General features: G+C 40.0%; 17 protein-coding genes. 3 read left to right on the top strand and 14 right to left on the bottom strand.

What is annotated here, in order from left to right; translation table 11 throughout:
* Positions 1–2: 2 nt before the first annotated feature.
* From HUZ36_RS07730 to HUZ36_RS07795, 14 genes are all read right to left on the bottom strand, one after another.
* The gene (locus tag HUZ36_RS07730) at positions 3–1,445 is read right to left on the bottom strand and encodes a lipopolysaccharide biosynthesis protein (RefSeq protein ID WP_176032508.1); all 1,443 of its coding nucleotides are present in this window, start codon (positions 1,443–1,445) and stop codon (positions 3–5) included.
* A complete protein-coding gene (gene rfbA, locus HUZ36_RS07735; RefSeq protein WP_176032509.1) occupies positions 1,442–2,320 on the bottom strand; it encodes a glucose-1-phosphate thymidylyltransferase RfbA in 879 nt (292 codons plus the stop codon). The genes HUZ36_RS07730 and rfbA overlap by 4 nt, the downstream gene beginning before the upstream one ends.
* Entirely contained in the window at positions 2,320–3,399 is a 1,080-nt protein-coding gene (gene rfbB / locus HUZ36_RS07740) for a dTDP-glucose 4,6-dehydratase (RefSeq protein WP_176032510.1), read from the bottom strand. The genes rfbA and rfbB overlap by 1 nt, the downstream gene beginning before the upstream one ends.
* A gap of 17 nt (positions 3,400–3,416) precedes the next feature.
* Positions 3,417–5,648, bottom strand: coding sequence for a polysaccharide biosynthesis tyrosine autokinase (locus HUZ36_RS07745; protein WP_176032511.1), 2,232 nt, complete (start codon positions 5,646–5,648; stop codon positions 3,417–3,419).
* 14 nt (positions 5,649–5,662) lie between these two features.
* Positions 5,663–6,097, bottom strand: a complete 435-nt coding sequence (locus HUZ36_RS07750) for a low molecular weight protein-tyrosine-phosphatase (protein ID WP_125254061.1) — start codon at positions 6,095–6,097, stop codon at positions 5,663–5,665.
* Between the two features lie 11 nt (positions 6,098–6,108).
* Entirely contained in the window at positions 6,109–7,224 is a 1,116-nt protein-coding gene (locus HUZ36_RS07755) for a polysaccharide export protein (protein WP_176032512.1), read from the bottom strand.
* A 1,287-nt stretch (positions 7,225–8,511) separates the two neighbouring features.
* Entirely contained in the window at positions 8,512–8,991 is a 480-nt protein-coding gene (rfaH, locus tag HUZ36_RS07760; RefSeq protein WP_176032513.1) for a transcription/translation regulatory transformer protein RfaH, read from the bottom strand.
* 76 nt (positions 8,992–9,067) lie between these two features.
* Complete coding sequence (locus HUZ36_RS07765) at positions 9,068–10,234, bottom strand: nucleotide sugar dehydrogenase (protein WP_176032514.1); 1,167 nt, start codon at positions 10,232–10,234, stop codon at positions 9,068–9,070.
* A 9-nt stretch (positions 10,235–10,243) separates the two neighbouring features.
* Positions 10,244–11,329, bottom strand: a complete 1,086-nt coding sequence (locus tag HUZ36_RS07770; RefSeq protein ID WP_176032515.1) for a glycosyltransferase family 4 protein — start codon at positions 11,327–11,329, stop codon at positions 10,244–10,246.
* A gap of 1 nt (position 11,330) precedes the next feature.
* Positions 11,331–12,209, bottom strand: a complete 879-nt coding sequence (locus HUZ36_RS07775; RefSeq protein ID WP_176032516.1) for a glycosyltransferase family 2 protein — start codon at positions 12,207–12,209, stop codon at positions 11,331–11,333.
* Positions 12,206–13,480, bottom strand: coding sequence for an O-antigen ligase family protein (locus tag HUZ36_RS07780; protein WP_147389398.1), 1,275 nt, complete (start codon positions 13,478–13,480; stop codon positions 12,206–12,208). Before HUZ36_RS07780 ends, HUZ36_RS07775 begins: the two co-directional genes overlap by 4 nt.
* Entirely contained in the window at positions 13,480–14,028 is a 549-nt protein-coding gene (locus HUZ36_RS07785; protein WP_368659791.1) for a DapH/DapD/GlmU-related protein, read from the bottom strand. The genes HUZ36_RS07780 and HUZ36_RS07785 overlap by 1 nt, the downstream gene beginning before the upstream one ends.
* Entirely contained in the window at positions 14,018–15,220 is a 1,203-nt protein-coding gene (locus HUZ36_RS07790) for a glycosyltransferase family 4 protein (protein WP_176032517.1), read from the bottom strand. Before HUZ36_RS07790 ends, HUZ36_RS07785 begins: the two co-directional genes overlap by 11 nt.
* 6 nt (positions 15,221–15,226) lie before the next feature.
* Positions 15,227–16,144 (bottom strand): Wzz/FepE/Etk N-terminal domain-containing protein, encoded by a 918-nt coding sequence (locus HUZ36_RS07795; protein ID WP_147389400.1) that lies wholly within the window; start codon positions 16,142–16,144, stop codon positions 15,227–15,229.
* Positions 16,145–16,689: 545 nt separating this feature from the next.
* On the opposite strand from HUZ36_RS07795, the gene wecA reads away from it, so the two are divergent.
* The 3 genes from wecA to pssE are packed head-to-tail and all read left to right on the top strand — an operon-like array spanning position 16,690 to position 18,685.
* Positions 16,690–17,763 carry a UDP-N-acetylglucosamine--undecaprenyl-phosphate N-acetylglucosaminephosphotransferase gene (gene wecA, locus HUZ36_RS07800; protein WP_252095229.1) on the top strand — a complete coding sequence of 358 codons (1,074 nt, stop codon included), beginning with the start codon at positions 16,690–16,692 and terminating at the stop codon, positions 17,761–17,763.
* 2 nt (positions 17,764–17,765) lie between these two features.
* Positions 17,766–18,242 (top strand): PssD/Cps14F family polysaccharide biosynthesis glycosyltransferase, encoded by a 477-nt coding sequence (pssD, locus tag HUZ36_RS07805; protein ID WP_176032518.1) that lies wholly within the window; start codon positions 17,766–17,768, stop codon positions 18,240–18,242.
* The gene (gene pssE, locus HUZ36_RS07810; protein ID WP_176032519.1) at positions 18,239–18,685 is read left to right on the top strand and encodes a PssE/Cps14G family polysaccharide biosynthesis glycosyltransferase; all 447 of its coding nucleotides are present in this window, start codon (positions 18,239–18,241) and stop codon (positions 18,683–18,685) included. Before pssD ends, pssE begins: the two co-directional genes overlap by 4 nt.
* The last annotated feature ends 10 nt before the right edge of the window (positions 18,686–18,695 follow it).

Here is an 18,695-nt window from a genome sequence, read left to right on the forward strand (position 1 = left end):
TGTTAATTCAACCTTTTTCTAAAAACCACATGTAAAATTTGTGTGTACAAGTCATTCTCTACCCAATAAATTAAGCCAATGTAAATCACTGGCATTACAATCAAGTTAATTACTAGGTGAACTACAGAGTTCACTATATAGTTTGTTATCAAATACCAAGTAAATATATAAGTTAGAAGCCCACTAAACATCACACAACCACAGATGGGCAGTAACATGCTCAACTGTTTAGTAGTGTTTAAACGACTAAATTTACCTGTATAAAAAGAATTAATAAAAAAAGCAATAAATGAATGTAGAAGCAAACCAATACACATGGCTTTAACACCAAATGGTATAGTAAAAATTAGCATGATCGTAATTAGGGTTTTTTTTATAATTTCTAGCTTTAAAAAAATATCCGAACGACCTTTAACTTGTAACAAATTTAGATTTATTGCATGAATAGGATAAAGCATAAAGGCTAAGCTCAATATGGATAATAATTCTGAAGCTGGTAGCCACTTGGCTCCAAGAAACGTGTTAATAAATGGCTCTGCGGAAATACTTAATAAAACCATCAAAGGGAAAACTATCAATGCAGCTAACCGCAGAGTTAATAAATATATTTCTTCAAATTTATTTATATCACTCTGAATATTGGTTAGCATGGGGTAAGTAACACGCTGTATTACTGTAGTCATCGTCATCGCAGGCATTAAAGACAATTGATTCGCTTGAGTAAAAAAACCAACTTGAGTCGCGCTAAAGTGCTTACCAATTATAATTTGATAAATATTTTTAAATATAGTATCGATAAGTGATGCGGCTAGTAACTTCGAACCAAAACCAAACAAATATTTAAAAGATTTATTACTAAACCCCTTTTTTGGAACCCAAGGATGAAATAAGTTTAATAAAACAACTGAAAAAAATGCATTTGATAAAGTCTGACTTACTAAAGCCCAAACCCCAAAACCTAACTCAGCCATATACAAGGCTACTCCACAACTAACAACAACACTAAGTAATGATGTTTTAGCCTGTGTTTTAAAATCCATTGCAATAGTTAGTTTAGCCCTTTGTACAATTGTAAAACTATGTATTACAATATTTAATGCAAGAACACGGACTAAATTAACTAGCTCAGGCTGCTCGAAAAAACTTGCAATAAAAGGGGCTAATAAAAAAATAATTAAATAACAAAAAAAACCAATAAATATATTAAAGTAAAATGCTGTAGAAAAATCGCTTTCCGTACGCTCAGAATGGCGAATTAATGCAGATGTAAAGCCGCTATCTGTAAATACTTGGCTTACTGCAATGAATACGGCTAACATACCGACAAGACCAAATGCACTTGGCCCCAATAACCTAGCCAAAAATAGCATCGCGATAAGTTGTATCGCCTGAGTAGCTAGCCTCTCTATTGCACTCCACTTCAAACCGTTGACAGTAGAGCTCATAGATTTTTTAGTAAACCTGTTAAATAGCTACCATAATCATTTTTAGACATTAACTTAGCTTTCACAGCCACATCTTCAGCCGTAATCCATCTATTGTTGAATGCTACCTCTTCTAAACAAGCAATTTTATATCCTTGACATCGTTCAATAGTTTCAACAAATTGCGCAGCTTCAAGTAAACTTTCATGAGTGCCCGTATCTAGCCAAGTAAAGCCGCGACCAAGTATTTCAACATTAAGCTTATTCTGCTTTAAATACATTTCATTGAGGCAAGTTATTTCTAACTCACCACGGCGAGAGGGTTCAACTTGTTTTGCCAGTTGTACTACTGAGTTATCGTAAAAATAAAGCCCTGTAACAGCAAAGTTTGACTTCGGTTTAGCTGGCTTTTCTTCGAGCGAAATCGCTTTTTTATTGTGGTCAACCTCAACAACGCCAAAACGCTCTGGATCTTTTACTTGATAGCCAAAAACCGTCGCTCCTTTGCCATTTTTTGCCTTTTCTACTGCATGTTTAAGTTTGGTTGTGAAGCCTTGGCCATAAAAAATATTGTCACCGAGAACCAAGCAAACATCATCATTTGCAATAAACTGTTCGCCTATAATAAAAGCTTGTGCAAGGCCATCTGGATTTGGCTGCTCAGCAAACTGCAATGTCACTCCAAAATCACTACCGCTACCTAATAAACGCTCAAACGAGGCTCGATCTTCAGGAGTTGTAATTATCAATATTTCTCTAATTCCAGCAAGCATTAGTACTGAAATTGGGTAATAAATCATAGGTTTGTCGTAAACGGGCAGAAGTTGTTTTGATACTCCTTTAGTGATTGGATACAAGCGTGTCCCAGATCCTCCTGCTAATATAATTCCTTTCATTATTTATCACCTGCTCCCAATCTCTCTAACTGGTAATTTTTTGACAAAACGCTTTGCCACCAATTTTTATTGTTTAAATACCATTCCACTGTTTTACGAAGGCCTGTCTCAAATGTTTCTTTGGGCTTCCAGTTTAGTTCCAGCTCAATTTTACTTGCATCAATTGCATAACGCATATCATGCCCAGGCCTATCTTGCACAAAGATAATTTGCTCACTAAAGCTAGTTTTTTTCGGCGTTACTTCATCTAATATTTTGCAGATAGTTTCAACAACCTCAATATTCTGTTTTTCATTATGGCCACCAATATTATACGTGCAGCCAGCCTTACCTACAGTTGCAACTAAAACTAAAGCTTCTGCGTGGTCTTCTACGTATAACCAATCTCTAATTTGATTACCTTTCCCGTAAACTGGTAGTTGCTTACCTGCAATAGCATTTAAGATAACAAGTGGAATCAGTTTTTCTGGAAAGTGAAAAGGTCCATAGTTATTTGAGCAATTAGTAATTACGGTTGGTAAGTTGTATGTACGAGCCCAAGCTCTTACTAAGTGATCAGAGCTGGCTTTACTCGCAGAATACGGACTACTTGGGTTGTAAGCTGTTTCTTCAGTAAAAAGTGGAAGTGGTTCACCCGCTTGCTGTTCGTCCGGATGTGGTAAATCACCATAGACTTCATCTGTAGAGATATGGTGAAATTTAAAAAGCGCTTTCTCATCAGCTTCAAGTTGAGACCAATGATGCCTAGCTTGTTCCAGCAGAGTGTATGTGCCTAAAATATTAGTTTTTATAAACTCACCAGGACCGTCAATTGAACGATCCACATGGCTTTCAGCAGCCAAGTGCATCACTATATTAGGTTTATATTGCTCAAATACACGCTTTAATTCGAGTGCATCACAAATGTCTATTTGTTCAAATATATAGCGGCTACTATCAGCGATACTCTCAAGCGATTTCAAATTTCCCGCATATGTTAACTTATCAAGATTTATCACTGAATAGGACGTATTATTGATTATATGGCGGACGACCGCAGAGCCGATAAACCCAGCTCCGCCAGTTACTAAAATTTTCACTATTTTCTCTTTATCTATTAACTATCTGACTTGTATTCGTAGTTGTAGTAGCCGTAGTAACCATAAGCATTAGTTGATTTTCGTACTACACCGTTAAATACCACCCCTTTTACATCAATACCATTTTGCTCAAAACGATTTCTCGTAATTTCTAGCTCTTTTATATGGTTTTGGCCAAAACGTGTCACCAATAAAGTAGTGCCAGCGTGAGCACCAACGATTGCAGGATCGGTTACTGCTAAAATCGGTGGTGTGTCAACAATAACTAAATCATACATTTTGCTCACTTCACTTATTAATTTGCTGAAGTTTTGGTGCATTAACAGTTCTGAAGGGTTGGGTGGTATTTGACCACGAGTCATGACATGCAAATCTTCCACCTGAGTCGGCTTAATCACTTGGGCTAAGTTTAGTCGACCAGATAAGTAATCACTTAATCCGTCATCCCACTTTATGCCAAACTGTGTTTGTAGGTAGCCTTTACGCATATCGGCATCAACCACCAATACACGTTTACCGCTTTGCGCTAATACTGTTGCAAGGTTTACAGTGATAAATGATTTACCAACACCAGGGCTTGGGCCTGATATTGCTATAACGTTGTTTTTAGCCTCTAACATAGCAAAGTGTAGACTTGTACGTAGGCTTCGTAGCGCTTCAACAGAGAGATCTGCTGGGTTATCAATCGCTAAAATAGATTTTGCTTTTGCAGTTTTACCTTTACGAGCCTTAGCAAAGCCAGTCAACTTTACTTGGTAGTCAGAAAATGGAACGCTTGCATAAACTGGCATACCTAAGGCTTCGATTTCGCCAGGGTCTTCTATTCCCTTATGTAGCGCTTTTTGAATAAGTACAATTGCAATTGCTAGCATACCGCCTAACATAGTTGCCATGACTACGATGAGCGCCTTTTTTGGTTTCACAGGCTGAGTAGTATTTACCTCGGCGTAGTCAACTATGCGTACGTTACCAACTGTACCTGCACGCACAATATCTAGCTCTTGAGTTTTAGCAAGAAGTAAGGTGTAAATTTCATTATTTACCTCAACATCACGCTTTAAGCGTAGTAGCTCTCTTTGCGTTTCAGGTAACCCTTGTACCTCACTGGTAAGCTCATTGCGCTGGCGTTTTACAGTATCAATTTGTTCTACTACACCGCGATAAGAGGGGTGTTCACGCTTAAATTTGCGGCCAAGCTCTAAGCGCTTTAATTCAAGTTCTTGTAATTTAGTTTCAAGCGTGACGATTTGCTCGAGTACACCTTGAGTCTCTAAGCTAATGTCAATGGATTCTTGGCGAATTTGATAGTCGTTAAATGCCTTTTCGGCACGCTCTAGGCTACGTTTGACTTCTGGCAGCTGCACCTCTAAAAATTCAAGTGACTGCTGTGCTTCTGCACTGTTGCGTTCAACATTACGGCGCACATAAATGCTCGCTACTTTGTCTAATACTTTTTCAGCATAGGCAGGCGTTTTATCTTGCAGCGAAAGATTAATAATACCGGAGTCTTTGCCTTTTTCAGATGCTGAGATTGCACTTTGTAAATCAAGTATTGTTTGTAAGCGGTTACGCTTTACGATTGAAAACTCAGTATCCGGTCGCGCGATAAGCGTTTTAATCGTGAGTTCAAATTGCCCAACCTTAACTTCTTCACCCACTTTACCAGATAGAATAATTTCATCATTGGTATTTAGTAGAGCAAAACTGTCGTCGGCTTGCGCTAACAAAGTAAAGCTGCTCCCTTCAGCTCTTTTAGGTACTCTAAAGCGGTGAATTTCTACCTTTTCACCACCCCAAGCATAGGAGCCTGCCCCAAAACTGGCTTCAGCAACTTCACCCTCGCTTTGTGCAACAAATTGGCGATAACTACGACCACCAAAAAGCGGAAACAGCTTTGGCTCTACCACAATATCTAAGTTTAAAGTATCAACGGCTTCACCAATCACACTTCTTGATTTAAGTAGCTCGATTTCAGTCACCGCTGCTGAGGTGCTCTCAAACATACCAGACATGTCGTCAAAGCCAGGTACTGAGCCCCCCTTTTCCTCTACTTGTACCATTGCTGTTGCTTGGTAGATAGGTGTGCTGAATATGGCATATGCCACACCGAGTAGCATAAACAGTGCAGTTACGCCTGCAATGAACCATTTGGCATCGAGAAGTGCACCAAAAAGTGCCATTAAGTCAATTTCTTGGGATTCTTCTTGTTTCGGTTTTTGCGCAGAAATTAGATTTGGCTGAGCATTCATATACTCTTAATTCCTTATAAATACTGTTGCCAAGCACCACAGGCGCTGTCGATAAGCTGATATACGTGTTCAAATGCTTCTTTAGACTGGCGGTAGGGATCGGGAATTTCTTTGTCTCCTATCCACTTTCCGAGTAAAAACGTTTTGCCACGAGCTTGAGGGTAACGGCTGCATAGGTCATCAAGATGCCTATGCTCCATCACTAAGAGTAGACTATTTTGAGCAACTAGAGCGCTATTTAACTGGCGCCCTTGGTGCGGGCTCATGTCGATCCCCTGTGCTTTAGTCAGTTCTTGTGCCATAGCGTCAGCTGATTTACCTTCCAGCGCGGTTAAGCCTGCTGATGACACTTGAATATTTTTACCCGCTAATTTGCTTTTTAATACATATTCAGCGGTTGGGCTGCGGCAAATATTACCCGCACAAACCATTAACACACTATCAAACATGAGCTTTCACACTATTGGTTGTCAATATCTTGAATTGCGTCCACTGTTGAAAGTGACGGCAATAATAGGCTGATAACTTTGTTCCAGCGAGCAAGAGGCGCACTGGTTACGTAAACGATATCTTGTGGTTGTAGTTCGAATTGCTCGGCAAGCACCAAGGACGCTACATTTTTTGCATGCAGCTGGTATACATCTGCAAGCACACCATCTTTTTGGAAATCGCGCTTACGTAATACAAAAATACCATTTGCATCTGCGGTACGTTCGTTAAAACCACCGGCATCAGTCAACGCTTCAGCAAGGCTAAGGCCAAAGCGGTTTACATCGACTTTACCCGCTTTTATCACATCACCCAGCACATATACATTGCGCTTGTCATTACGGCTGATGTGTACGATATCACCGTGCTGTAATAGGCGGTTTTGCGAAATATCACCCTGCGCGTAAAAGTCGTCTAATTGAATGGTTTCTGTCTTATCACCGCGAGTAAAGGTAACCGTTTCCCAGTCAGCATCTTTTGTTAAGCCGCCAGCTTGATTAATAGCATCGATTAAAGTGACAGGAGTTTCTGTAATCGGATATACGCCAGGTTTAGTTACTTCACCAGTGACATACGCTTTTTGGCTTCTAAAACCTACCACTTTAACGTCAATTTGTGGTTCTTCAATAACTCGACTTAATCGTTTTGCAATATCAGCTCTTAATTCACTCACTGTTCTTCCTGCAGCAGGAACTTTAGGTGCGTATGCAAAGTTGATAGTTCCGTCCGCATGAACACGGAAGCCGTCAAATTCTGCGGTTCTTTGAACTGCTGCCGGAATTGTCAGCTCTGGGTGATCCCATACACCAATGGTAATTACATCACCTACTCCGAGGCGGTATTCGTAATTTGAAACATCTATACCTGCCAGTGATGAGCGGTCTATCTCTTTGGCACGTTTGATTTTATGTTCTTGTACCAACTGTGAGTCAATAATGTGAATGTTTACTTTTTCTAGGTCGCGTTCAAGATTTGCAGTTTGCTCTCCTGAGCCTATTCCTTCAAAGTGACCACCAGGAATGAGTGTACAACCACTCATCGTCAACAGTACTGCCGAAGCAATAATCGTTTTACAGCGTAACGCCATTGTATCTTCCCAAAAGTTTTATAATCTTTAATCTTTTCTTTTAATTGCTTTTATTGCCCTTTATTAAATAGTATTAAGACAATAAAAGTGTAGTCGGCTAATTAAAGCATGCACGTTAGTTAATCGCAAGCGAGTACTAGGTTTTACGTAATATCTCACTCTATTATGTGTTTTCTCATTATTTAATGACGATAAGCGTTATACCTGTGACTTGTTTATATTTGGCTTTGTTTTTTGATTACTTCAAATATCACAATAACCGTTAAGGGCTGTGATGCTGTAAAAGATCGCGAGGTAAACTCGCTCCTACAATGCCAGTAACAAAGTGCTGTTGCATTTAAGATTAGGCACGCTTCCGCCCCTAGGTTGCAGCTCCTAAATGCTGATTAGCCTTGCAGCCTTATCATATCTGGCCGTTTTGCATCGGCTTTTTATCGCGAGGTAAACTCGCTCCTACCGTGCCAGTAACAAAGTGCTTTTGCATTTAAGATTAGGCACGCTTCCGCCCCTAGGTTGCAGCTCCTAAATGCTGATTGGCCTTGCAGCCTTATCATATCTGGCCGTTTTGCATCGGCTTTTTATCGCGAGGTAAACTCGCTCCTACAATGCCAGTAACAAAGTGCTGTTGCATTTAAGATTAGGCACGCTTCCGCCCCTAGGTTGCAGCTCCTAAATGCTGATTGGCCTTGCAGCCTTATCATATCTGGCCGTTTTGCATCGGCTTTTTATCGCGAAGTAAACTCGCTCCTATTACTGCCATAACAGTGTGCAGTGAGGTCTAACGTAATTGCGACCATACTGCAAAATGGCGTGAGATAAAGGCTCTCACATTAATAAAAGATCGCAAGGTAAACTCGCTCCTACCGTGCCAGTAAAAAAGTGCTGTTGCATTTAACATTTAGGCACGCTTCCGCCCTTAGGTTGCAGCTCCTAAATGCTGATTGGCTCAATGGCCGCACGTATTGAACCGTTTTACATCGGCTTTTTATCGCGAGGTAAACTCGCTCCTACTCCTGCCATAACAGTGTGCAGTGAGGTCAGGTCATAAATGCTGAACTTACTACAAAATGGTGTGAGATAAAGGCTCTCACTAATAAAAGATCGCGAGGTAAACTCGCTCCTACTATCCGCACAATTTAGTAACGGTAGGTAAAGTCACACCTAATTTATAGGGAAAAATGGCTTAACATCACTGTTTTAGGGACTTCAAGCCATGACTATATTGTATCGCAGAAGTTAGATTACACCTTTCTTGCAACATATAAATAAGAATAAAGGATGAAGTTTCTATTGTACCTTTTTTATTGTACAGTTATCTACAACAACTTTTGTATATTGGTTGAGTAGTTTAATCAGTAAAATACTGCGCATCTCACCGTCTGGTTGCTGATAAATTGCTTGCACATCCCGGTAACATCCCTCAGTTAGCTGTACGAGGTCACCTTCTTGGAAATCACACTCTACGGGGGCTTCATCTTTATTCATAAGCTGCATAACTAATTCTTCAGGTACAATTTGAAGATCTGTACCGTAGCGAATAAAGTCAGCAACGCCGCGGGTATGTTTTACCGCAGAAAAGTGTGAAGAATGTGGATCTAGCTTAACAAATAGATATCTAGGGAACAGCGGCTGCACAGCAGACCTTGCACTGGCGGTTTTACGCTTGGTGATAGTCGGGAAGCAAGAGATGATCCCCTGATTTTTTAGATTAGACTGTGCTCTAAATTCTTGTTTTGGTTTACAATAGAGTAAATACCAGCATTCCATGCGTTCAGTTCCCTAAATAAAAAAAGCCTAACTAAGTAGGCCTTGTATTATACGTATATTTTCAACTCAGTAAAGCCTAGTCGCTGCCAAATAAGTCTCTTGTGTAGACTTTTTCGGTAACGTCTTGTAACTCACCAACCATTCGGTTAGAAATAATTACATCACAGCTACTTTTAAATTGTTCTAGGTCATTTATCACTCTAGAATTAAAGAAGGTTTCCGCCTCTAATGCAGGCTCATAAACTATTACTTCCACACCTTTAGCTTTGATGCGCTTCATTACCCCTTGAATTGAAGAAGCCCTAAAATTGTCTGATCCAGACTTCATTATTAGGCGATATATCCCCACTACTTGAGGTTTTTTCTTTAAAACAGACTCAGCAATAAAATCTTTTCTTGTTGTGTTTGCATCAACAATCGCCTGAATAATATTGTTCGGCACATCTTTATAGTTAGCAAGCAGCTGTTTGGTATCTTTTGGTAGACAATAGCCACCATAACCAAAAGATGGATTGTTATAGTGATCGCCAATTCTTGGATCTAAACACACACCTTCAATAATTTGTTTAGAGTTTAAACCGTGCGACTCTGCGTAGCTGTCTAATTCATTGAAATACGCTACACGCATTGCTAAATAAGTGTTAGAGAATAGCTTAATGGCCTCAGCTTCAGTTGGATCAGTAAACAGCACTTCGATATGCGCTTTTACAGCACCTTGTTGCAATAACCCTGCAAATACTTCTGCTCGCTTAGAGCGCTCTCCCACAATAATACGTGAAGGGTGCAAATTATCGTAGAGTGCTTTACCTTCTCTTAAAAACTCTGGAGAGAAGAGTATGCTACCCAACCCAAACTGCTCGCTCACCTTTTCTGTAAAACCAACTGGTACGGTAGATTTTATAACTATAACAGCATCTGGATTGTAGCGCTTCACATCTGCTATCACAGATTCAACAGATTGAGTATTGAAATAATTGGTGTCAGGGTCATAGTCTGTTGGTGTCGCGACCACCACATAACTTGCCCCCTGATACGCGTGTGTTTTATCAGTTGTGGCTTTGAGGTCTAATTCCTTATTCACCAAATAATCACTGATCTCTTCATCTACAATGGGAGACTTTTTTTCGTTTATCAACGCAACTTTTTTTTCATCTATATCAAGTGCTACCACTTCATTGTGCTGTGCTAATAGTATCGAATTAGAAAGGCCCACATATCCAGTCCCTACTACTACAATTTTCATCAATAATTCCTATGTTGATAATCGCTTTTTTAACTCTTGATCTAGCTGTTTAGCAACTTGCGTAGCATTATAGTGCTTTACAGATTCTCGAGTATGGCTACATAAAGTTGCAAAGTGTTGCTTCTTCATTGTTAAAATATTTGTAATGCTTGCGGCGATAGCATTGGCATTTTTAACCTCAAAGAGTAGACCATTTTTGCCATCAAGCACCACCTCATTGACAGGGCTAATATTAGAGGCGAGTACTGGCGTGCCACAAGCTAGCGCTTCCACCGCAACTAAACCAAAACTTTCTCTATGTGTTGGGAAAATAAATGCGTCCATCTCACAGTATTTGTTGGCAAGCTCTTGTGGTTTTAACGCGCCAAAATAAGTAACGAGTGACGTTAATTCAAGTGCTTCAATTTGAGTATTTAGTGCATCCACTTGAGCCCCTGTACCAAACATCTTTAGCTTAAAGCCCTCTAATATCTCAGGCCGCGATCGTTTTAATATGGCCAACGCCTCTAATAGCTCTTGCCAGCCTTTACCCTCATCGACTCTTGACACATAGCCAAGTGTAAACCCTAGCTTAGGGGCAACGGCTTCAGGTTTAAACAGCGAAAAATCCACACCGCCGGATGGCGAGACAATAATTTTGTCTTTGTCGTACCATGGGTGTAGTTCTAAAAGTGTCGCTTTAAAAAAAGAAGAAGGCACAATCACAGCAGCACTATATTTCAATACCAGCTTGGAGGTAGACCCCATCACCTTATGTATTGGTGTATCACCAACTAGGTCATCGCCATGAATATTGACCACATATCTAGGTCTATTAACGAGCAAAAAAGGCAATAAGCAAAGCGTGGAGTAAGTAAGATAGTGAAAGTAGATATAATCATAATCTCGCTTAGCAATCGCTCTTATACCACGGCCAATAAAGCGCAGATAACAACGTAATTTATCCATACCCGAAGCACGATAATCAATCACGACTTTGCTAACTATATCATTTCCTTGGCTTTTCAATTGTTCGTAGTTTTTACCAACAAAGCTGCCAAACGAAGGATCTTTTTCAGAAGGAAATAAATTGGCAATAAAACAGATTTTACTCACTCTAATCCCTTTTAAACAGCTCTAAGCGCTTTCTTGCCAACTTGGGAAACAAAGAGGCAAGCCAAGCTCTTAATAATTTTGTTGCAATTGCAGGGGTAAAAAACTTTATTACAGTGCCAAAGCCCACTCTTTGCCCTTTACTGTAGTGCACCAAAAAATTAAAGCACTTTTTGTTGGTGTTAGACATCAAATGCCCATAACGTTCATAAAACTGTTCAAAGCCAACGACTCGGTTATTTAAACTGTCTGTAATTCTTGGCTTATCATGCGCCGTATGCACTATATATGTCGGTGTACTAATACGAATAGCCGCACCATATTTTAAGATCATTCTGGTCCAAAGTTCCCAATCCTGAGATGACACCATAGACTCATCAAACAAACCAGCCTCAATTAAACGCGTTCGCTTTGCTAATACCTGATTAGATGCTTGATTGAAGTTGAGCTGAGTTTTGATATTAATTACCAAATCTGAATCTAATAACGCTCGCTGAATTTTGCCATAATCCCAAATATAACCACTACAAACAAAAGCATACCGTTCATCAAACGCATTGAGTAATGTTTCAACTCTCGACGGTAAAAACTCATCATCGTCGTCTAGTCCAGTGGCATACTCACCTTGTGCATGTTGAATGGCATAGTTTCTTGCAGAACATGCCCCTTGATTGGTTTCAAAACAATGATAACGAACTCGTTGATCATCAGTAGCTAATTGTTTTAGGTACTCTACGGTTCCATCCGTAGAACCATTATCAACTATAAACAGCTCTACATTTTTGTATGTTTGATTTTGTACCGACTTTACCGCCCGCTTCAGCAATGACAGTCGATTACAAGTTGGGATCCATACGGTAACTAGGGGTAAAGATGCACTCACGAGTTACTCCTTTTCTCATTATCAACCCATAATAATGAAACAAAACACCCAAATGATATCCCTAGCGTACCAGAAATCCAAACGTGGCCACTTAATTGTGCTAAAAATAGCAAAATAAATGTACCGACAACAACACTTGGACTGTAAACAGCCTCACATTTAACAAACTGTGAGGCTGCTTTAACGAACGTTAATATATAAAAGGCAAAGCAAATTAATAACCCAAAAAAGCCAAAATAGGCCAGCACGTCCACCGCATCAATTTCTGCGGCATATTTAATCGGAAGATACTCAGCAATACCAGCAGTTCCGACTCCAATGGCCTGTTGCCAAAACGCTAAGTAGTCAACATAGACCACCAACAAGTCTCGTGCATATTCATCTCGGCCGGATAACACTATGCCTAATATTCCCTTTTGACTGAGCACCCACATAAAGCGATCATACAAGCCTAACGCTTCAAGTAAGTCAGTAATAACCAGTGCAATAATAACAACACCTATTGTCATCGGAACCAGCGTATAGAGCTTAAGCTTTGTCATCTGAAAAAAGCGCTCTCTTTCATTGGCCAACGGAATAACAAAAACCAGTAATGCCGCTGCAAGCATGGCTGTTTTGGTTGCTACCAGTAAACCACAAAGCACAGTAAACAACGAAAGTACAGGATACCAGCGACGATGGTTGTTCCAACAAATATGCAGCACAAAAGAAAACAGTACCACCATTGTTGCACCTAACTCATTTGCAGCATAAATATAGCCATTGGAACCTGCTGTTTCACCATCTCTGAGTTCATAACTAGAGCGGCCAAAACCAAGTGCACCGAGTAATAGGTTAAAGCATAATATTGCAAAGTTGGTAAGTAGGATCTTTTCTAACCACTTGGCAGTGAATGACTTCCAGCGTATTGATAACAGACCAAAGTATACAAAAATGGATATCGGCATAAGCATCTTGTATACATTTGAAAAATCATTAATGAACGCTCCACCATCTGCTTCATTGGCAAGCTGAAAAATAGGACCAATAAGAAGTATTGCCAGCAAAGAGAGTAAAGCAACAAAATACCTGGCGTCCAGCAGTAACACGAGCACTAGAATCAACACCGTTAATGGCAGTTTATATAGTAACGACAACTTAAGGTTGACGCCAAGCTGGATCACCGTAAAGCCCGCAGCAATATCCGCAAGTAAGTAGACGCTCATCATCAGCAAGCACAACTTATGCGCAAGAGATGGGGCTTCATTACTGACAAAAAACTGCTTCAACATCAGAAATTACCGGGTTCTTTTTCGAACGTAGCTTTATATGTGCTCACATATTCTGCTGTGGTTTTTATCACTTTAGCAGGGTTGCCTGCTGCTACCATCCCCTCAGGAATATCTTTCGTTACAACACTGCCAGCACCAATAACACAGTTATTGCCAATATTCACACCGGGCAAAACGATACTGCCCCAACCAATAAATACATTATCGCCTATTGTGATTGGCGACCGATACGAGCGTCTTGAACCTTTTTTATAACTTTCAGGATGAATAACAAGCTCTTTAATAAAAAGCGTTGGAGAAGCATCATGACCGAGTAACGTTGCCCCTGTAATAGTACAGTCTCTACCAATAAAAAAACGATCCCCCTTACTAGATGAGGATAGTTTGGTATCAATAATGATGGTGTTTTCACCAATTTCAGCACCTTGAGCACGGTACTTATCCATAACCAGCGTATAACCTAACTTATCAACTTTCTCCTGCAACAGCGCTGACCTAATAAAGCGATTCGCAATTTTCAGTATGAGGTATTGTAATTTAGTCTTCACTTGCTAACTCCCTAGCCAGTTTATTCCAACTAAATTTTTGCTCTGCTAATGCTCTATTTTGCTGTTGTAGCTCGGCGTAATCACTATCCTCAAGCGCCATAAAGGTATTCATCCCTTCGGCAAATGACTCCGCAGAATGTGCGTCGAGTAGTATATTGTTAGTATCTGATAGGATCTCGCTTGTGGCTGTGATCACCTTGTCACTAGCACAAGCTCCAACTATCGGTAAACCGCAAGATAAGGCTTCTAGAATGGTTTGCCCAAGCGGCTCATAAGTTGATGACATAATAAAAAAGTCAGCGGCCTTATAATACTCCTCGGGGCAACTTTGACGTCCTAAAAACTTAACTTTGTCGTCCACATTAAGGCGGTTACATAAGGCGCGAAGCTCCTTCTCTTCAGCTCCCTCCCCCAATAACCACAGCGTTGCATCACCGTCTAACAACTGTAATGCTTCAATTGCCGTATCAAAGCCTTTGGCTTTTACAAACCGGCCAATACATAAAAACACTTTACCATTATCAGCAACGCCTAATTGTTCTCTTAATTGGTGCTTTTCGCTTCGAGAAACCAGGCTAAAGCGTGATAAGCTTACCCCAGGTTTACACGTTCTAATGGCTTTATCCTTGTTAATTTTTCTGACTTGCTGCAACATATTTTCACTAAATACAAATAGCTTGTCAGAGCAAGAAAATGCCCAGCGCTGCATTAATTTATGCAAAGAAAAAGACAACGAACCTTTCACTTTTCCTAGAATAGTACTTTGCTGTCGTAAACTAGCCTTGGTTTCATTTTCCACCACACCTGGCACTAAATATACAAGGTTTTTATACCCCAACGCCTTTAGGTAGACTACATTGAAATGAAAACGACAAACTGCAAGCACAGGGTCATGTTTTTTTAGTACGGTTTTATAAAGTGAAATAGCATTGCGAATATGCTTTATCCCTCGTCCAATTCCTTGATCACGACCAGTTTTATAACGATAAATAGTTACGCCATCTTCAACTTCGACGTCCGGCAGTGACTTGTTCTCAGGATTTAAATCGCTGGCAACGATAATAACCTCATATCCTAATTGGATATATTCTTGAGAAAGATGGTAGAGCGAGTTTTCAATCCCACCTATATTTGGCTTATATTGGTTGCTTGTCAGCAGTACACACGGTTTTCTGGATGAGGTAATTGTCATAACCAACTATGCCTTTGATCTAAGCGCTAGAATAAATGCAACAATCAAAGACAATAAGCCACCGATAAAGGTTATTCCTAAACAGATCAGAGCACGTGATGGCCCCGACTTTTCTTCCGGATAGATAACAGGAGACAAAGGTTTTACCAAGTGGTAGTCACCAATAGACGATAATAATTTTGAACGGGTTTGCTCTGCTATTAACTCGTAAAATACAGTACGTAACTCTGCAACACTGGTTTCTGCAGCTTTTTGTTTTAAATACTCTATCGCTTCTTCAGCTTCGTGTTTATCTTTTGTGCGCCAAAATTCATTTATGTCTTCAACCAGCCAGTTGGTTATATTCACTGATAACTCAGGTGCTAGCGTAGTGACTTTTAGCTCTACAAGACCTTTTTTCTTCATATATAAAACATCTATGCTACCTAACAGAGAAATATAACCTTCCCATGCTGATGGAATAACTTGCTTGCCAGGAGGAGCGCTTCTTACCCAAGTTTTTGTCTCAACATCATAAAGCTCCGGGTTGTAGATATAGCCGTTATTATTTGAATCCCATTTCTCAAGTGCGAGTATTTCAGGAAGCAAGGTGCGCTTGTCGATAAATGGCTGCAAAAAGCCACGACTTTTCATAAACTCAATCGCCGCATCAACATCATTTCCCTCTGAGCCGCCAAGAGAAATTCCCGCCATACTAGCAAGACCACCGAACTGACCAGCCAGCTTAGATAGCCCTCCGCCCTCTTTGGCGTTAGATGGTACTAAATAAACTTTAGCGGTGTATTTATTGGGTTGTTCCATCGCTACCAATACAGAGAGCGCGGCTGAAAGCAGTGTTCCAATAATCACAACCCATTTGTATCGCATTAATTTTGCAAATGTGAAGTTTATCGTTTGTTCTGTGGCTACAACATTACTTTCCATGGAATTTCTCAACCAACTTTAGCTAACTAAAAGGCGGGCATTATAACAAACGGAAGATTTATTAAAATAGCATTTTTGGTGTTTAAGTGTAGCCAAATGCAACCGCCAAAACCGCTGACTTGTATTTGTGCTAACGCTTTTCTTTTACTCGATATGTACTTACCGTTAGCTCATATTTTTGAAGTTTGTTTACAAAAAGAAACGAAAGCGGTTAGATTATTCGTGTATGCTATTTGCTCATTAAGTACAGCTAACCAGTGTGACTAACAAAGCACGATGCGCTACTATACCTTGCTAACTCGTTTTTCAAGGTGCCTGAGATAAGTAGGCTGTGTTATCAAGGGCAAAAATAACCGTTCGCTTAATTAAGTAGCCCATCATGCGCTGGGGAAGCAGTTTTTTTACTAACTTATTACTGGTAACCTACTAGTAATGCGGTAATGGTTCTAACCGAGCTGTTGCGATATTAGAACTTAAAGCGAACCACGAAGTAGCTTTGACTACTTTTACTAACTGGCTCAATTTAACTTTAGGCGCTGTTACAAGTGATAATAAATAATTTAAGCGTTTTCTTTGCTACATTCATCAGCTTGTTTTTCTTTAGAAAACTAGCAAAGGTGATTAATCTTGTAGACACCCCCAATGAAAGAAAAATACACTCCGGTACCATCCCTTTGGTCGGTGGCTTATCAATATTTGTTGTTGTTTTTAGCTATTTATATGTGTTTCCAACTACCCTCTCTCATTCCTATATTTATCTTGGCTGCGCTGGCTTTTTATTGCTAATTGGTGTGTGGGATGACTTAAAAGACTTAAGTTTCAAACTCAGGTTACTCATACAAGCCATAATGTCTCTTGTGATGATGTTAAGTGCAGAGCTAATCTTAATTGATCTTGGGCAGCTTATCGCTCCTATTGAGCTCAACATCCCGTATCTTGGCTATTTACTGACTTTTATCGCTGTAATTGGTGCAATCAACGCTTTTAACATGGTAGATGGTATTGATGGTTTATTAGGAGGCATGGCAACAGTGACATTCGGCGCAATGTCTGTACTGTTTTTTATGTCTGGGCATACCCAGCTATTGTCATTTTGCTTTGTTGTTGTAATAGCAACTATTCCTTATATATTAATGAACGTTGGTGTGCCATTTGGCCAACGCTTTAAAGTTTTTATGGGTGATGCAGGCAGCACAGTTATAGGCTTTTCTGTAGTCTGGATGTTAATTGAAGGCTCTCAAGGTGAGCAGCGTTCATTTAGTGCTGTAACCGGATTATGGATAGCGGCAATCCCTATCATGGATGCGCTCTCTACTATAATGAGACGGATCAAGAAGGGGCAATCTCCCTTTATGCCTGACAGGGAGCACCTTCACCATATCATGATGCGTTTAGGGCTTTCATCTAGGCAAGCGCTGCTGACAATCTGTAGCATTGCCTTACTATTTGCCGCAGTTGGGGTCATCGCTGAGTCACTTGATATTCCAGATTATGTGATGTTTTGGAGCTTTATTGCTGCAAATCTCGTATACTTCTATGTGATGAGCCGCATTTGGCGGATCACCGTAAAAATACGTAAGTATTTTGGGATCACTACAAAATTAAGTAAAAAGCAGTAACTATGTCGAAACAAAAGGTTGTCATCCTTGCCTATGGTGAGGGTGGGCATAAAAAAGAAATGAGTCTACTTTTCCAACACCTTATTGACTCCAACCTAACTTTTATCTCTTTGGGCCCTTCTGCTCTTCACCAAGGTGTAGAACATTATACCCTCAGTGATGTACGCCACAAACAAAACCGTATTAAATCTATCGGCATGGCCATGTATGGAGCGATGAAAGCGATAGTTACGACCTTAAAAGTCTGTCGTCAATATCGCGTAAGCGGGATCATTTCGACAGGGCCAGGCATAGCTATACTGCCTTCTTTACTACTTCGGCTACAAGGTAAAAAAGTTGTATTTATTGAAACCTTTTGCCGCTTCTATACCCGCTCTTTCACCGGAAAATTAATGTCTAAGCTGAGTAATGAATTTTGGGTACAAAATAAAGAGCAGCTCCGTCTATACAAAAATGCAAGATACTGCGGTAGATTATGAATATTTTAGTAACCGTTGGCTCTTCTTCGTTCGATAGCCTAATAAAAGACGTTGATAATACAGTTAAATCATATTCACACTGTCACGCAACATTTCAAATAGGTAGTGGTAGCTATACCCCGGTTAATGGCGAATATTTTAGCTTTGCCAAGCGTTTTTCAGAATACTTAGCTAATGCAGACCTTATTATTACCCACGCAGGTGCAGGTACGGTATTTGAGCTGCTGGAGATGGGGAAAAAATGTATCGTAGTACCCAATGTAGAAAGGGTTGATAAACATCAGTCAGACTTGGCACAGTATATTACCGAGCATAACTTTGCCTTGGTTTGCCATAATACCAGGCATATTGCACAACTGATCGAACAAGCTCCTAACTACCAGCCTAACACCTATAGAAAAGAGCCATTCTTGCTGGCTGACGAATTAATTCAGCTTTTCTAATACGAGTGAT

This window comes from Pseudoalteromonas sp. McH1-7 (assembly GCF_013366255.1).
GTDB classification, from domain to species: Bacteria; Pseudomonadota; Gammaproteobacteria; order Enterobacterales; family Alteromonadaceae; genus Pseudoalteromonas; species Pseudoalteromonas peptidolytica.

Bases quoted from the DNA above. Each gene is read 5' to 3' on its own strand.
- HUZ36_RS07795 (WP_147389400.1), bottom strand. From the start codon at position 16,144: ATGGAAAGTAATGTTGTAGCCACAGAACAAACGATAAACTTCACATTT.
- rfaH (WP_176032513.1), bottom strand. From the start codon at position 8,991: ATGGAATGCTGGTATTTACTCTATTGTAAACCAAAACAAGAATTTAGA.
- HUZ36_RS07780 (WP_147389398.1), bottom strand. From the start codon at position 13,480: ATGTTGAAGCAGTTTTTTGTCAGTAATGAAGCCCCATCTCTTGCGCAT.
- HUZ36_RS07745 (WP_176032511.1), bottom strand. From the start codon at position 5,648: ATGAATGCTCAGCCAAATCTAATTTCTGCGCAAAAACCGAAACAAGAA.
- rfbA (WP_176032509.1), bottom strand. From the start codon at position 2,320: ATGAAAGGAATTATATTAGCAGGAGGATCTGGGACACGCTTGTATCCA.
- HUZ36_RS07790 (WP_176032517.1), bottom strand. From the start codon at position 15,220: ATGACAATTACCTCATCCAGAAAACCGTGTGTACTGCTGACAAGCAAC.
- HUZ36_RS07765 (WP_176032514.1), bottom strand. From the start codon at position 10,234: ATGAAAATTGTAGTAGTAGGGACTGGATATGTGGGCCTTTCTAATTCG.
- pssD (WP_176032518.1), top strand. From the start codon at position 17,766: ATGTCGAAACAAAAGGTTGTCATCCTTGCCTATGGTGAGGGTGGGCAT.
- pssE (WP_176032519.1), top strand. From the start codon at position 18,239: ATGAATATTTTAGTAACCGTTGGCTCTTCTTCGTTCGATAGCCTAATA.
- HUZ36_RS07730 (WP_176032508.1), bottom strand. From the start codon at position 1,445: ATGAGCTCTACTGTCAACGGTTTGAAGTGGAGTGCAATAGAGAGGCTA.
- HUZ36_RS07750 (WP_125254061.1), bottom strand. From the start codon at position 6,097: ATGTTTGATAGTGTGTTAATGGTTTGTGCGGGTAATATTTGCCGCAGC.
- HUZ36_RS07755 (WP_176032512.1), bottom strand. From the start codon at position 7,224: ATGGCGTTACGCTGTAAAACGATTATTGCTTCGGCAGTACTGTTGACG.